Annotated in this window: 13 protein-coding genes and 3 tRNA genes; 7 read left to right on the forward strand and 9 right to left on the reverse strand. The window is 71.4% G+C overall.

Going from position 1 to position 12,440, the window contains the following annotated elements:
* Positions 1-36: 36 nt before the first annotated feature.
* Positions 37-113: transfer RNA gene (locus tag LJB74_RS02895), tRNA-Pro, on the reverse strand.
* A gap of 100 nt (positions 114-213) precedes the next feature.
* On the opposite strand from LJB74_RS02895, the gene LJB74_RS02900 reads away from it, so the two are divergent.
* Positions 214-287, forward strand: a tRNA-Gly gene (locus tag LJB74_RS02900).
* Positions 288-377: 90 nt separating this feature from the next.
* On the opposite strand, the gene LJB74_RS02905 is transcribed toward LJB74_RS02900, so the two are convergent.
* A complete protein-coding gene (locus LJB74_RS02905; protein ID WP_259307113.1) occupies positions 378-869 on the reverse strand; it encodes a pyridoxamine 5'-phosphate oxidase family protein in 492 nt (163 codons plus the stop codon).
* Between the two features lie 387 nt (positions 870-1,256).
* On the opposite strand from LJB74_RS02905, the gene cysK reads away from it, so the two are divergent.
* The 3 genes from cysK to LJB74_RS02920 all read left to right on the forward strand — a co-directional run bounded on the left by cysK (position 1,257) and on the right by LJB74_RS02920 (position 3,922).
* Positions 1,257-2,192: a cysteine synthase A gene (gene cysK, locus LJB74_RS02910; RefSeq protein ID WP_259307114.1), complete on the forward strand. Its 936-nt coding sequence runs from the start codon at positions 1,257-1,259 to the stop codon at positions 2,190-2,192.
* A 7-nt stretch (positions 2,193-2,199) separates the two neighbouring features.
* Positions 2,200-2,784 (forward strand): serine O-acetyltransferase EpsC, encoded by a 585-nt coding sequence (epsC, locus tag LJB74_RS02915; protein WP_259307115.1) that lies wholly within the window; start codon positions 2,200-2,202, stop codon positions 2,782-2,784.
* Between the two features lie 109 nt (positions 2,785-2,893).
* Entirely contained in the window at positions 2,894-3,922 is a 1,029-nt protein-coding gene (locus tag LJB74_RS02920; protein ID WP_259310265.1) for an LLM class F420-dependent oxidoreductase, read from the forward strand.
* Between the two features lie 5 nt (positions 3,923-3,927).
* Here LJB74_RS02920 and LJB74_RS02925 read toward each other — a convergent pair whose 3' ends face one another.
* Both LJB74_RS02925 and LJB74_RS02930 read right to left on the reverse strand, forming a co-directional pair.
* On the reverse strand, positions 3,928-4,326 hold the full coding sequence (locus tag LJB74_RS02925) for an MGMT family protein (RefSeq protein WP_259307116.1): 399 nt from the start codon (positions 4,324-4,326) through the stop codon (positions 3,928-3,930).
* Positions 4,327-4,336: 10 nt separating this feature from the next.
* The gene (locus LJB74_RS02930; protein ID WP_259307117.1) at positions 4,337-5,434 is read right to left on the reverse strand and encodes a PP2C family protein-serine/threonine phosphatase; all 1,098 of its coding nucleotides are present in this window, start codon (positions 5,432-5,434) and stop codon (positions 4,337-4,339) included.
* A gap of 123 nt (positions 5,435-5,557) precedes the next feature.
* On the opposite strand from LJB74_RS02930, the gene eis reads away from it, so the two are divergent.
* Positions 5,558-6,844: an enhanced intracellular survival protein Eis gene (gene eis / locus LJB74_RS02935; protein WP_259307118.1), complete on the forward strand. Its 1,287-nt coding sequence runs from the start codon at positions 5,558-5,560 to the stop codon at positions 6,842-6,844.
* 132 nt (positions 6,845-6,976) lie between these two features.
* Here eis and LJB74_RS02940 read toward each other — a convergent pair whose 3' ends face one another.
* Positions 6,977-7,429, reverse strand: a complete 453-nt coding sequence (locus LJB74_RS02940; protein WP_259307119.1) for a ribose-5-phosphate isomerase — start codon at positions 7,427-7,429, stop codon at positions 6,977-6,979.
* Between the two features lie 37 nt (positions 7,430-7,466).
* Here LJB74_RS02940 and LJB74_RS02945 point away from each other — a divergent pair, with 37 nt between their 5' ends.
* Positions 7,467-9,467: a M13 family metallopeptidase gene (locus LJB74_RS02945; protein ID WP_259307120.1), complete on the forward strand. Its 2,001-nt coding sequence runs from the start codon at positions 7,467-7,469 to the stop codon at positions 9,465-9,467.
* A gap of 49 nt (positions 9,468-9,516) precedes the next feature.
* On the opposite strand, the gene LJB74_RS02950 is transcribed toward LJB74_RS02945, so the two are convergent.
* Together LJB74_RS02950 and LJB74_RS02955 are read right to left on the reverse strand one after the other, a co-directional pair.
* On the reverse strand, positions 9,517-10,038 hold the full coding sequence (locus LJB74_RS02950; protein WP_259307121.1) for a hypothetical protein: 522 nt from the start codon (positions 10,036-10,038) through the stop codon (positions 9,517-9,519).
* Positions 10,039-10,201: 163 nt separating this feature from the next.
* Positions 10,202-10,876, reverse strand: coding sequence for a DsbA family protein (locus tag LJB74_RS02955; protein WP_259307122.1), 675 nt, complete (start codon positions 10,874-10,876; stop codon positions 10,202-10,204).
* Positions 10,877-11,246: 370 nt separating this feature from the next.
* Between LJB74_RS02955 and LJB74_RS02960 the strand changes: the two genes are divergently transcribed.
* Entirely contained in the window at positions 11,247-11,735 is a 489-nt protein-coding gene (locus LJB74_RS02960) for a phosphatase PAP2 family protein (protein WP_396125211.1), read from the forward strand.
* On the opposite strand, the gene LJB74_RS02965 is transcribed toward LJB74_RS02960, so the two are convergent.
* Together LJB74_RS02965 and LJB74_RS02970 are read right to left on the reverse strand one after the other, a co-directional pair.
* Positions 11,697-11,769, reverse strand: a tRNA-Arg gene (locus LJB74_RS02965). The two genes, LJB74_RS02960 and LJB74_RS02965, sit on opposite strands and share 39 nt — an antisense overlap.
* A gap of 108 nt (positions 11,770-11,877) precedes the next feature.
* Positions 11,878-12,399: a hypothetical protein gene (locus LJB74_RS02970; RefSeq protein ID WP_259307123.1), complete on the reverse strand. Its 522-nt coding sequence runs from the start codon at positions 12,397-12,399 to the stop codon at positions 11,878-11,880.
* Positions 12,400-12,440 lie beyond the last annotated feature (41 nt).

The raw sequence follows: 12,440 nt of genomic DNA on the forward strand, positions 1-12,440 counted from the left end.
CCCGCTCCGGTCCGCCTCGTCGCGCAACTCGCGCTCTGGTCGGGATGGCGGGATTCGAACCCACGACCTTCCGCTCCCAAAGCGGACGCGCTACCAACCTGCGCCACATCCCGTGCGTGCGGAGTCTATCGGCTGCCCCGGGCGGTGCGGCCGCGTCGCCACGACGGCTCGGCGGACCAGGTAGCATTGCCCGCTGTCCGGCTCGCCGGGCACGCGGGTGTAGCTCAATGGTAGAGCCCCAGTCTTCCAAACTGGCTACGGGAGTTCGATTCTCCTCACCCGCTCCATCACCTGGCCGCAGCGCTGCCGCTCAGGCGGTTCAGCCCGCGCCACGTCGCCGGCCGGAACCGACGCCGGCCCCACGCCACCGAGGCTCCTCAGCCGACCGGCACCCGTCCCCGTGCTGCCTCGGGCACGCGCATCGTGCCGAGGGACACCCCGATCCCGTACGTGAGGAAGTGGTCCTCCGGCGTGATCTCGATGATCGCGCTCGACGAGCGGCGGTTCGGCGGGAGCAGCCCGGACAACCGGTCCAGCACCACGCCCATCGCCGGGTCGTCCGCGGGGTGCACACTCGCCGTGCCGTGGAACGAGATGGTCGCCGGCGGGATCGGGAAGAGCAGCGACAGCAGCCCTCCGCGTCGCACCAGGACCGTCATCGAGACGCGTCCGTCGGCCCGGATGTGCCGGTCCTTCCAGGTGCCCGGCGCGATGGCGACGTACAGGCGTCGGTCGATCGAGCGGTAGACGACGCCGCTCGTGCGGGGCGCACCGTCCGGGGTGACATGACCCAGCACGGCGTTCGACGCCCTGGCGATCGTGTCCCAGACCTGCTCGGTGCTCACGTTCGGGGTGCTCGCTTCGGTCATGTCCCAGGATTATTCCGCACGAGCCCGCGGGGCGAGGGACCATGGTCGCCCCAGAGAGGATGTCCACCAGTCGGGAGGAATCCTCCACAGCCTTTGCGTGTTAGGTACACCAGAGCTAGCGTCATGCCGACGCTGGCCCGATCTGAGGAAGGACGCGCGATGCCCCGCACCTGCTCGCCGTCCGTGCGCAGCGGTTCGTCGACGGCACACGTCCTGATCTCCACGTGTTGCTGTCGGTAGAGCGCTGACGCGGCCCTGTCGGTCGCCGCAGCGGAGCGCCGCGCGCGCTCTGCCAGCGCTCGCCCCGGCCCTCGCCGGCCCGACCACGGCGAGACCTCCCCGCACACCACAGGGCCCCGATCGGCCCGCTCCCAGACGAGGACTCTCATGGCACGCATCTACGAGAACGCGACGCAGCTCATCGGCAACACTCCCCTGGTCCGCATCAACAAGCTGACCGCCGGGTCGACCGCGACGGTCGTCGCGAAGCTCGAGTTCTACAACCCCGCCAACTCGGTCAAGGACCGCATCGGTGTCGCGATCATCGACGCCGCCGAGGCGTCCGGCGAGCTCACGCCCGGTGGCACCGTCGTCGAGGCGACCAGCGGCAACACCGGGATCGCACTCGCGTTCGTCGGTGCGGCACGCGGCTACCACGTCGTGCTGACGATGCCCGAGTCGATGTCGAAGGAGCGGCGCGCCCTGCTCCGCGCATTCGGCGCCGAGCTGATCCTCACCCCGGCGGCACTCGGGATGAAGGGCGCCGTGGACGAGGCCGACCGGATCGCCGCCGAGCGTCCCGGCTCGGTCCTCGCGCGCCAGTTCGCGAACAAGGCGAACCCGGAGATCCACCGCCGCACCACGGCCGAGGAGATCTGGGCGGACACCGACGGCGAGGTCGACATCGTCGTCGCCGGCATCGGGACGGGCGGCACGATCACCGGCGTCGGTCAGGTGCTCAAGGAGCGCAAGCCGAGCGTCCAGATCGTCGGCGTGGAGCCGGCCGAGTCGCCGATCCTCAACGGCGGCGCGCCCGGTCCGCACAAGATCCAGGGCATCGGGGCGAACTTCATCCCGGAGATCCTCGACACGACGATCTACGACGAGATCATCGACATCGACGGTGACACGGCCGTCGCTGTCGCCCGGCGGGCCGCCAAGGAGGAGGGCCTGCTGGTCGGCATCTCCTCCGGCGCGGCGCTCCAGGCCGCGATGCAGCTCGCGGCCCGGCCGGAGAACGCCGGGAAGCTGATCGTCGTGATCATCCCGTCCTTCGGCGAGCGGTACCTGTCCTCCGTCCTCTACGCCGACCTGATGGACTGAGCTTCCGATGAGCGGTGTGCGCGCGTTCTGGTCCGTCCTCAAGGACGACCTCGAGGTGGCTCGGCAACGGGACCCTGCCGCCAGGTCACGGATCGAGGTGGCGCTCGCGTACCCGGGCGTCCACGCGGTGTGGGCCTACCGGCTCGCCCACCGCATGTGGCGCGAACCCGGGCTGCGGCTGCCCGCCCGCCTGCTCTCGCAGGCGACGCGGGCCGCCACCGGGATCGAGATCCACCCGGGTGCACGGCTCGGCCACCGGCTGTTCATCGACCACGGCATGGGCGTGGTGATCGGCGAGACCGCCGAGGTCGGCGACGACGTCGTGCTGTTCCACGGCTCGACGCTCGGCGGCCGGTCGATGCGTCACGGGAAGCGGCACCCCACCCTCGGAGACGGTGTGGTGGTCGGCGCGGGGGCGAAGATCCTGGGGCCCGTGTGGATCGGCTCGAACGCCCAGATCGGCGCGAATGCGGTGGTCGTCAAGGACGTCCCGGCTGGAGCGGTCGCGGTCGGCGTGCCTGCCCAGATCCGCCTCCGGGCCGAGGTCCGGAACTGGGACGTGGAGATCGACGACCCGGCCATCTACATCTGACCGAGGCGGCTCGGTCCCGACGGGACCGAGCCGCTCGCGTCTGAGATGAGCCCTCGTCTGAGATGATCACGCGGTGCACGACGACGGCGTCGCGCAGCAGGGAGTGACGATGCGCCTCGGCTACCACACGGGCTACTGGTCGGCCGGTCCACCGCCCGGGGCACAGGAGGCCGTCCTGGCCGCCGAGAGCCTCGGGTTCGACTCGGTGTGGACCGCCGAGGCGTACGGCTCCGATGCGTTGACACCGCTCGCGTGGTGGGGTGCACGGACCACGACGGTGCGGCTCGGTACGGCGATCGTCCAGATGTCGGCACGCACCCCCACCGCGACGGCCATGGCGGCCCTGACCCTCGACCATCTCTCCGGGGGACGGTTCGTGCTCGGCCTCGGCGTCTCCGGACCCCAGGTCGTGGAGGGGTGGTACGGGCAGCCCTACCCGCGACCGCTCGCACGCACGCGTGAGTACGTCCAGGTGGTCCGTCAGGTCCTGGCACGCGACCGTCCGGTCACGATCGACGGCGACTTCTACCAGCTGCCGCTGCGGGGCGGCACGGGACTGGGCAAGGCGCTGCGGTCCACGGTCCACCCCCTGCGACCGGACCTGCCGATCCACCTCGCAGCCGAGGGTCCGAAGAACGTCGCGCTGTCCGCCGAGATCGCCGACGGGTGGCTGCCGCTGTTCTACTCCCCCCGGATGGACGCGACGTACCGTGAGCTGCTCGCCGACGGGTTCGCCCGCCGCGACCCGGCCCTCGCGCCGCCCGAGGCGTTCGAGGTGAGCGCGACGGTCCCCGTCGTGGTCGACGACGACGTCGAGGCAGCCGCCGACGTCGTCCGCCCCTTCATCGCGCTGTACGTCGGCGGGATGGGGGCACGCGAGGCGAACTTCCACCGCGACGTCCTCGTCCGGCTCGGGTACGGCGAGGCGTGCGACGAGATCCAGGACCACTACCTGGCGGGGCGGCGAGACCAGGCGGTGCGGGCCGTCCCGCGGGAACTCGTCGACGACGTCGCTCTCGTCGGACCGGTCGAGAAGATCCGTCGTGAGGCCGCAGTCTGGCGTTCGACGGCGATCACGACTCTCGTCGTCCAGTGCGACCCGCGCCTGCTCCCTGTGGTCGCGCGCGCACTGTCCTGAGCGGGTCACGCAGTCGCGGGGTCCCTGCCATCCGTGCCGCCCGGCCCGGCGCTGCCGACCGCTCCGACGTCCGGGTCGCTGCCGGGCCACCAGATCGCCGCGCGCACCGCGACCCGGTCCCCGGAGGCCCTGACGGTGACCCCTTCGGCGCGCAGCCGTTCCAGCGCCTCGGCGCGCAGCCACGCGGGCGGGCAACCCGAGGCGTTGACCACCCGCCACCACGGCACGCCGCCCCCGGAGTGCGCCATCACCTGACCGACCTGGCGCGGGCCTCCGTGCGGGGTGCGTCCGAGGGCCACGAGACCGTCGGCTACGACCTCCGCGATCAGCCCGTAGGTCATGACCCGGCCCGCCGGGATCGTGCGCACGACGTCCAGCACTCGTTCCGCGTAGTCGTCGTCCATCCCGTCTCCCTCAGTCGCGGTGCACCAGCACGAGAGCGCGGTCATCGCTCTCGGCCGCCTGGACACCCGCCATGACGGCCTCGGCGTCGCCGCGCCCGGTGGCCACGACCCGCTCGACCACGCCCATGAGCCGATCGATCCCCAGGTCGAGGTCGTAGCCGGGGGCCTCGACCAGGCCGTCGGTGTAGAGGACAAGCGTGTCCCCGTGGTCCAGCGACCCGACGTGCGTCAGGAAGGACAGGCCCCGGATCACCCCGAGTGCCGGTCCCCCGAGCGTGTCGAGGATCTCCTGCGAGCCCGACCCCGCATGGACGTGGATCGCCGGAGGGTGACCGGCGGTCGAGATCCAGAACTGGCCGGTGTCGAGCCGCACCGCGACGTGCACCGCGGTCGCGAAGCCCTCGTCCCACGCCTGTTCGAGGAGGTACCGGTTCGCGGCGGTGAGGAACTCCTCTCGCGGCATCGCACCGAGGAGCCCTCCGAACGCCCCCGACAGCAGCAGGGAGCGGACACCGGCCTCCTGTCCCTTCCCGGAGACGTCGACCAGGACGATCTCGAGCAGCTGTCCGCGCTCGCCGCGCGCCGCGACCATGAAGTCCCCGGAGAACGCCTCGGCGTGCGCCGACCGGACTGCGGTGTCGACCCGCCACCCCGGGGGCAGGGCAGGCACCCTCCCGTACGCCGCCAACCGGTCCCGGAGGTCGACCAGCATCAGCTCCCCCGGCGCGCCCTGGAGCCCGAGGCCCTCCCGCTGGGCGGCGAACAGGACGAGCGCGACGAGCGAGACCCCGATCACGATGAGGGTGCCGGGCACGATCTGCGTCCAGGTCGTGAGCTGCATGACGAGCAGCTCCAGGATGATCGTCATCGCGAGGACCAGGACACCGGCCAGCCGGAGCAGGAACGCACCCAGGAGGCCGATCAGCAGGAACAAGGACGGGGTGACCCAGGTCGGGTCGAGAATCGTGCCGACCGAGGCGAGAACGGTGAGGACGACGAGGTCGAGCACGATGAGCGGTTGCGACGTCCGACCCCACCGCCGCGGCAGCAACGACCGCCGCTGCGCGTCGGCGTTCGACCGCGCGCGACCGGTCGCCTGGGTGCTCACTTCGCGAGGTTACCGTCCGGGACGGACACCGAGCCGTCGATTGCGTTCGCACCACCCCGCAGGTCGCCCACATGGCCGTACAAATCGGGTGACGCAGGTCCTGTCGCACGACACCATGACCTCATGAGCAGCGGCGCACCGCAGTACCGCACGGTCGGCCTCGACGACACGCGCCGGGCGGAGGTGATCGATCTCGACACCTGGGCGTTCCCGTCGTCGGTCCCACCGGATCTCTCGCTCCCCCTCCCGCTGACCTGGGACCGCACCGTCGGTGTCGAGGACCCGGACGGCAACCTCGTCGCGCTGCACTCGTCGTACCCGTTCTCGCGCTTCCCCGTCCCCGGGGCGCGGCTGGCGGTCGCCGGTCTCACCTGGGTGGGCGTGCACCCCCAGCACCGTCGCCGGGGGCTCCTGACGTCGATGATCCATCGCCACGTCGACGACTGCCGCACCCGCGGGGAGGCGGTCTCTGCGCTCTTCGCCGCCGAGATGCCGATCTACGGCAGGTTCGGGTACGGGCTCGCCGCGCAGGGGGTCCGGATGACCCTGCCCCGGGGCGCGGCGCTGCGCGACGTCGAGGGCACCGACGCCGTCGAGCTGACGATCGAGCACGCCGTCCACGCCCGGCACGCCGATCTCGTTGCGACCGTCCACGACGCGGCCGGCATCCGGCCGGGCTGGGCCACGCGCGAGACCCCCGAGCTCCGGGAGGTCTTCCTGTCGGACCCGCCACAGGCGCGCGCCGGCGCGGAGTCCGCCAGGATCGTCGTCGCCAGGGTCGCGGGTGAACCCCGCGGCTACGCGCTGTTCCGGCGTGTGGACCAGTGGGAACCCGGCGGCCCTCGCGGTGTCGTCAAGGTCCGTGAGCTGGTCGCCCTCGACGCCGCGGTCGCCCGCGCACTCTGGGGTGTCCTCGTCGACCTCGACCTCATGGCCACGATCGAGACCCCGGTCCTCGCTCCCGACGACGCGATCCTGCACCTGCTGGTCGACCCCCGCGCGGGTGTCCCCCGGCTCGTGGACAACGTCTGGGTCCGGCTCGTCGACGTGCCGACCGCCCTGACGGCCCGCCGGTATGCCGCTCCGGTCGATGTCGTGCTCGAGGTGACCGACACCCTCGTGCCCGAGAACGCCGGGCGATGGCGGCTCACCGCGGGTCCGTCGGCGGGTGACGGCGGGTCGCCGAACGCCGACGGGCACGGGTCGCACCCCGCGCACGTGAGCCGGACGCTCGATGCCGCCGACCTACGCCTCGACGTGCGCGAGCTCGGGGCGGTCTACCTCGGCGGCGTCTCGCTCGCCGCGCTCGCGACCGCCGGGCTGGTCCACGAGCACACCCCGGGCGCCCTCGCCCGCACCGCGACGGCGTTCTCGTGGCCGATCGCCCCGGTGTGCAGCTGGGAGTTCTAAGGGCACGTGTTCTGACGGCACGTGTCCTGACGGCACGTCGACGGCGCACGAACAGCAGGACGTCAGCCTGCCGCCGGCAGGTCCAGCAGGTGCGGCGTCACGGGAACGACCGTGGCGCCGCAACCTCCCGGTTCAGTCGCGATCGGCCTCGTAGGCCGTGAGCAGGTCGATCCGCCGCTGGTGACGCGGGTCCTCGGAGAACGGCTCGGCGAGGAACGCCTCCACGAGCTCGATCGCCTCGTCCACGGTGTGCTGGCGGGCGCCGATCGCGACGACGTTCGCGTCGTTGTGCGCGCGCCCGAGCCGCGCGGTGTCCTCGTTCCAGGCGAGAGCGGCGCGGACGCCGACGACCTTGTTGGCCGCGATCTGCTCGCCGTTGCCGGACCCGCCGATCACGATGCCGAGGCTGCCTGGCTCCGCGACGACGGCCTCACCGGCCGCGAAGCACATCGGCGGGTAGTCGTCCTGGGCGTCGTACGAGTCCGCTCCGTGGTCGACGACCTCGTGCCCGGCAGAACGAAGGTGCACCACCAACGAGCTCTTGAGCTCGAATCCGGCATGGTCCGAGGCGATGTGAATGCGCATGTCACCATCCTGCCGCACTCTGGCCTAGCCTGACCCGATGACGAGAAGTGGCATCGACCTCACCGACCTCGACCCCACCGTCCGGCCCCAGGACGACCTGTTCGGACACATGAACGGACGCTGGGTCGCCGCGCACGAGATCCCTGCCGACCGTGCCATGGACGGCCAGTTCCGGATCCTGCACGACCAGGCCGAGCGCGACGTCCGCGACATCATCCTCGAGAGCGCCGAGCTCCCGACGGCCGATGACGCGGCCGCGAGCGTCGAGTCGAAGATCGGTGCGCTCTACGCGAGCTTCATGGACACGGCCACGATCGCCGGGCTGGGCGGCACCCCTCTCCGCACGGACCTCGCCCTCGTCGACGACGCGACGGACCGTGCCGCCCTCACCGAGGCGCTCGGCGCGCTCCAGCGGACCGGTGCCGCCTCGGCCGTGAGCTTCTGGGTGGACAACGACGCCAAGAACCCCGACCGGTACGTCGTCGTCCTGCACCAGTCCGGGTTGGGCCTCCCCGACGAGTCGTACTACCGCGAGGACCGCTACGCCGACATCCGCACGGCCTACGTCGCCCACGTCGAGCGGATGCTGGGGCTCGCCGGCTACGAGGACGGCGCCAACGAGGCCGCGCGCGTGCTCGCGCTGGAGACCCGGCTCGCGGCCGCCCACTGGGACGTCGTCAAGGATCGCGACGCGGACCTGACCTACAACCCGACCACGCTGTCGACCCTTGCCGAGACGGCCGTGGGCTTCGACTGGCACGCCTGGGTGCGCGCGCTCGGTGCCCCGGCGGACGCGCTCGAGTCGCTCGTGGTGCGGGAGCCGTCGTTCGCGGCGGAGTTCGCCCGTGAGTGGACCGAGTTGGCCCTCGACGACTGGAGGGCCTGGCTGCGTTTCCACGTGGTCAGCTCGCGCGCACCGTACCTGTCGGACGAGTTCGTGGACGCCAACTTCGACTTCTACGGGCGCACGCTCACCGGCGCCGAGGAGCTCCGCGAGCGGTGGAAGCGGGGCGTGTCCGTGGTGCAGAGCGCTCTCGGCGAGGCCGTCGGCAAGGTGTACGTCGCCCGCCACTTCCCGCCGGGGCACAAGGCGAAGATGGAGGTCCTCGTCGCGAACCTCATCGAGGCGTACCGCGAGTCGATCACTGCCCTCGACTGGATGGGCGAGGACACCAAGGTCCGCGCGCTCGCCAAGCTCGACGCCTTCACACCGAAGATCGGTTACCCCGCACGGTGGCGCGACTACAGCACCCTCGTGGTCGCACCTGACGACCTCGTGGGCAACATCCGCCGCGCGAACGTGTTCGACCAGGACCGTGAGCTCGCGAAGATCGGCCGACCGGTCGACCGTGACGAGTGGTTCATGACACCGCAGACCGTCAACGCGTACTACAACCCGGGTCTGAACGAGATCGTGTTCCCGGCGGCGATCCTCCAGCCGCCGTTCTTCGACCCCGAGGCAGACGACGCCGTGAACTACGGCGGGATCGGCGCGGTGATCGGGCACGAGATCGGGCACGGCTTCGACGACCAGGGCTCGAAGTACGACGGCACCGGTCGCCTCGAGGACTGGTGGACCGCGGACGACCGCGCCGAGTTCGAGACGCGCACGCGCGCCCTCATCGCGCAGTACGACGGCTTCCGGCCCCGCCAGCTGACCGACGACGCCACCGCGCACGTCAACGGCGCCTTGACCATCGGCGAGAACATCGGCGACCTCGGCGGCGTGTCGATCGCGCTCACCGCCTACCGGATCTCCCTCACGCACGCCGCCGGTCACCCGGTGGAGCTGGCCGACGCGCCGGTCGTGGACGGACTCAGCGGCCTCCAGCGGGTGTTCCTCGGGTGGGCCCGCACGTGGAGGTCGAAGGGGCGTGACGCGGAGATCCTTCGTCGCCTCGCGACCGACCCGCACTCCCCGGACGAGTTCCGCTGCAACGGTGTGGTCCGGAACGTCGACGCGTTCTACGACGCCTACGACGTCCGTCCCGGTGACGCGCTCTACCTCGCCCCGGAGGATCGGGTCCGCATCTGGTGAGACCAGGCGCGCGGCCGACCCGGCCCCGGGTCGGCCGCGCGGTGACAGGTCAGTCCTTCGGCGGGTCCTGCAGCGAGTAGGTCTGGCGCGCGATCGAGAAGCCCTGGCCCGTGGTGTCGTTCCAGCAGGTCATCGCCGCGGTCGAGCTCTCGCACGTGTACCCGTGCACCGAGGTCCTCCGCCCGTAGTCGAGCACCGCGACGTCCTGGCCGGCGACCTCCGGTGCCGGGCCGTCGGGGCACGGCATCGCGGAGCCGGTCGCGTCGACCATCACGACGTGCCCGACCGGTCCCGTGCAGCCGTTGATCGCCGGCGGGGTGAACGTGATGCTCGCGATCGTGCAGGTGGCACCGTCGGCGGTGATCGTGCACGCGATGTTGCGGCTCGGTGAGGCGAACACCGAGAGCGACTCGTGCGTCGTGGGGCTCGTCGACGGGCTCGCCGAGGTGGTCGGCGACGCCCCGGTCGTCGCCGACGTGCTGCCGGATCCGGTGCCGCGCGCGAGCGTGACCACGATGAGGACGAGCAGCCCGAGGACGAGGACGGCGTCGATCGCCGCGAACGTCCGCATGCCGGGTGAGAGCGTCCGCCAGGACAGCCCCGACGTCCACCGCGGCTCCTGCCCCGTCGACTCCCCCTACCATCGATCTCCCTCCGTGCGGCTCGGACGCCGCGCGGACCAGCATCACACGCACACGCGATCCGGGCCATCGCGTCACGACCGGTGGACTCCCTCAGTCGAAGACGGGCCCCTGCCGCCGGGTGCGCTTGAGCTCGTAGAAGCCCGGAGTCGCCGCGACCAGGACGACACCGTCCCAGAGTCGTCCGGCGGCCTCCCCTCGAGGTGCCGGTGTCACGACCGGACCGAAGAACGCGGTGCCGTCGAACGCCACGACCGGCGTGCCGACGTCCTCGCCCACCAGGGAGATGCCCTCCTGGTGCGAGGCCCGCAGCACGGCGTCGTACGCCTCGGACGTCGCCGCGGCGGCGAGCCCGACCGGGAGCCCGACCTCGGCCAACGCCTCGACCAGCACCGCGTCGTAGTCACTGCGGCCTCCCGGGTGGAGTCGGGTGCCGATGGCGTCGTACAGCGGCTTGACGTGCTCGTCGCCGTGCTCGACAGCAGCCGCGACAACCACACGCACCGGTCCCCACGCCCGGTCGAGGAACGCACGGTAGTCGGCCGGCAGGTCCCGTCCCTCGTTGAGGACGGACAGGCTCATCACGTGCCAGCGCACCGAGATGTCCCGGACCTTCTCGACCTCGCCGATCCACCGGGACGTCATCCACGCCCACGGGCACACCGGGTCGAACCAGAAGTCCGCGACCGCTCTCGTCGAGCCGGACGGTGCCGCCCCGGAGGCGAACTCGCTGGTGGTGGTCGTGCGGGCGGCGGAGGTGCCGTTCATCGAACTCCTCGGTGGCGGACGCGCGAGCGTCGGCCCGCTCGCAGGAGCACCAGGATCACACGGGCGCGAGCGCTCTCGCGCCCGTGGTCGTGTACATGGGGCTCCCCGCTGACGTCATGCCTAGGGTGGCGGGATGATCGTCGTCGACCGTGCCACCACCTGGTGGCGAGCGCACCCGGCGTGGCGCGCCGCCGCACCCGGGCTCGTCGTGGCGGTGATCGGCCTCGCCGGCTTCCTCGTGCTTCTGGACTCCGTGAACGAGCACGACGACCTGACCATCCTCGACCAGCCCGTGCTCACGTGGCTCGTCGGCCACCGGCACACCGCGCTGACCGCCGCCCTCGGCGCCATCACCCTCGTCTCCGGCCCGATGGTCCTGCCCGTCCTCGTCGCCCTCGGTTGCGGCGCGTGGGGCCTCTCGACCCACTCCTGGTGGCGCCCCGGACTGCTCGCTGCCGCGATGGTCGCCTCGACGCTCGTCTCGCTCGCGGTGAAGTCGTCGGTCGCACGGCCACGACCGCCGGCGGAGGACATGGTCATCCCCGGGGCCGAAACCACCTTCTCGTTCCCGTCGGGCCACACGATCGGCGCCGCGACGCTGGTCCTGACACTCGGCTACCTGCTCCTCAGCGGGCATGCCACCGTCGCACGGGTGCTCGGCTGGGCGGTCGTCTCCGCCGCGTGGATCGGCGCCGTGGGGCTGAGCCGCCTGTACCTCGGCTACCACTTCCTGACCGACGTGGTCGCCGCCGTCGCGCTCGCGCTCGCCACCGTCGGAGCACTTGCGGCGGCTGACCGGGCACGGCGGTACCGGTCGGAGTGCCCCCAGCAGGACTCGAACCTGCAACCTACGGATTAGAAGGCCGTTGCTCTATCCATTGAGCTATGGAGGCGGGACATGCGGGAATTCATCGGGAGAACCCTAGGGGAAACCCTAGGGAAAACTCCGCTGGTCCGCATGACTCGGGGACCAGGGTACGCGGGTCGGCCGGATCCGCCTCCTACTGGTCCGCGCTAGTGCGCGGGGTGTGCGCGCTCGCGCACCGACGCCCCCCGTCCGCACCCACGCCAGCCGTCATCGCGTCGACTAGGCGGCCCAGATGGTCGTGTTCCTCCTTGTCGAGAGCCCCCAGGGTGTGCGCGACGCGCCCGAATCGGCAACCTTCCGAGGAGTCGCTGCCCCACCAGAGCACCCAGTCGCGAAGTACAGCGTCGATCACCTTGCGAGGCTGACCCCGAACCGTCGATCGGACAACGTAGATCCGGTCGAACGCCCACGCGAGGCGGAACAACGCCTCGGTGAGCTCGTTAGCCGTCGCATCGCCGGGCAGACGCGAAGCTGTATCGCACCGCACCCATGGCTGGCTGCCGAGCAGGTGGCGAGCCAGCGCGATCTCCCCAGTAGTGGCGTAGTCGAGCAGACGCTCGGCGCGCTCGAAGTCAGCGCGACGGTGCTGCAGGAAAGCCAGATAGGTTCCGACAGCAGCAACGACAACCGAGACGATGGAAGCAAAGACGGTCATCGCGCGCACACCTCGAGGCGAGGCATGCCGGCCGGCACCTC

The sequence above is a fragment of the Cellulomonas sp. P24 genome, from assembly GCF_024704385.1.
Classification (GTDB): Bacteria; Actinomycetota; Actinomycetes; order Actinomycetales; family Cellulomonadaceae; genus JAJDFX01.

What these genes read in the sequence shown, in the direction of transcription:
- LJB74_RS02905 (WP_259307113.1), bottom strand. Translation starts at nt 869, where the DNA reads ATGACCGAAGCGAGCACCCCGAACGTGAGCACCGAGCAGGTCTGGGAC.
- cysK (WP_259307114.1), top strand. Translation starts at nt 1,257, where the DNA reads ATGGCACGCATCTACGAGAACGCGACGCAGCTCATCGGCAACACTCCC.
- epsC (WP_259307115.1), top strand. Translation starts at nt 2,200, where the DNA reads ATGAGCGGTGTGCGCGCGTTCTGGTCCGTCCTCAAGGACGACCTCGAG.
- LJB74_RS02920 (WP_259310265.1), top strand. Translation starts at nt 2,894, where the DNA reads ATGCGCCTCGGCTACCACACGGGCTACTGGTCGGCCGGTCCACCGCCC.
- LJB74_RS02925 (WP_259307116.1), bottom strand. Translation starts at nt 4,326, where the DNA reads ATGGACGACGACTACGCGGAACGAGTGCTGGACGTCGTGCGCACGATC.
- eis (WP_259307118.1), top strand. Translation starts at nt 5,558, where the DNA reads ATGAGCAGCGGCGCACCGCAGTACCGCACGGTCGGCCTCGACGACACG.
- LJB74_RS02940 (WP_259307119.1), bottom strand. Translation starts at nt 7,429, where the DNA reads ATGCGCATTCACATCGCCTCGGACCATGCCGGATTCGAGCTCAAGAGC.
- LJB74_RS02945 (WP_259307120.1), top strand. Translation starts at nt 7,467, where the DNA reads ATGACGAGAAGTGGCATCGACCTCACCGACCTCGACCCCACCGTCCGG.
- LJB74_RS02950 (WP_259307121.1), bottom strand. Translation starts at nt 10,038, where the DNA reads ATGCGGACGTTCGCGGCGATCGACGCCGTCCTCGTCCTCGGGCTGCTC.
- LJB74_RS02955 (WP_259307122.1), bottom strand. Translation starts at nt 10,876, where the DNA reads ATGAACGGCACCTCCGCCGCCCGCACGACCACCACCAGCGAGTTCGCC.
- LJB74_RS02960 (WP_396125211.1), top strand. Translation starts at nt 11,247, where the DNA reads ATGGTCCTGCCCGTCCTCGTCGCCCTCGGTTGCGGCGCGTGGGGCCTC.
- LJB74_RS02970 (WP_259307123.1), bottom strand. Translation starts at nt 12,399, where the DNA reads ATGACCGTCTTTGCTTCCATCGTCTCGGTTGTCGTTGCTGCTGTCGGA.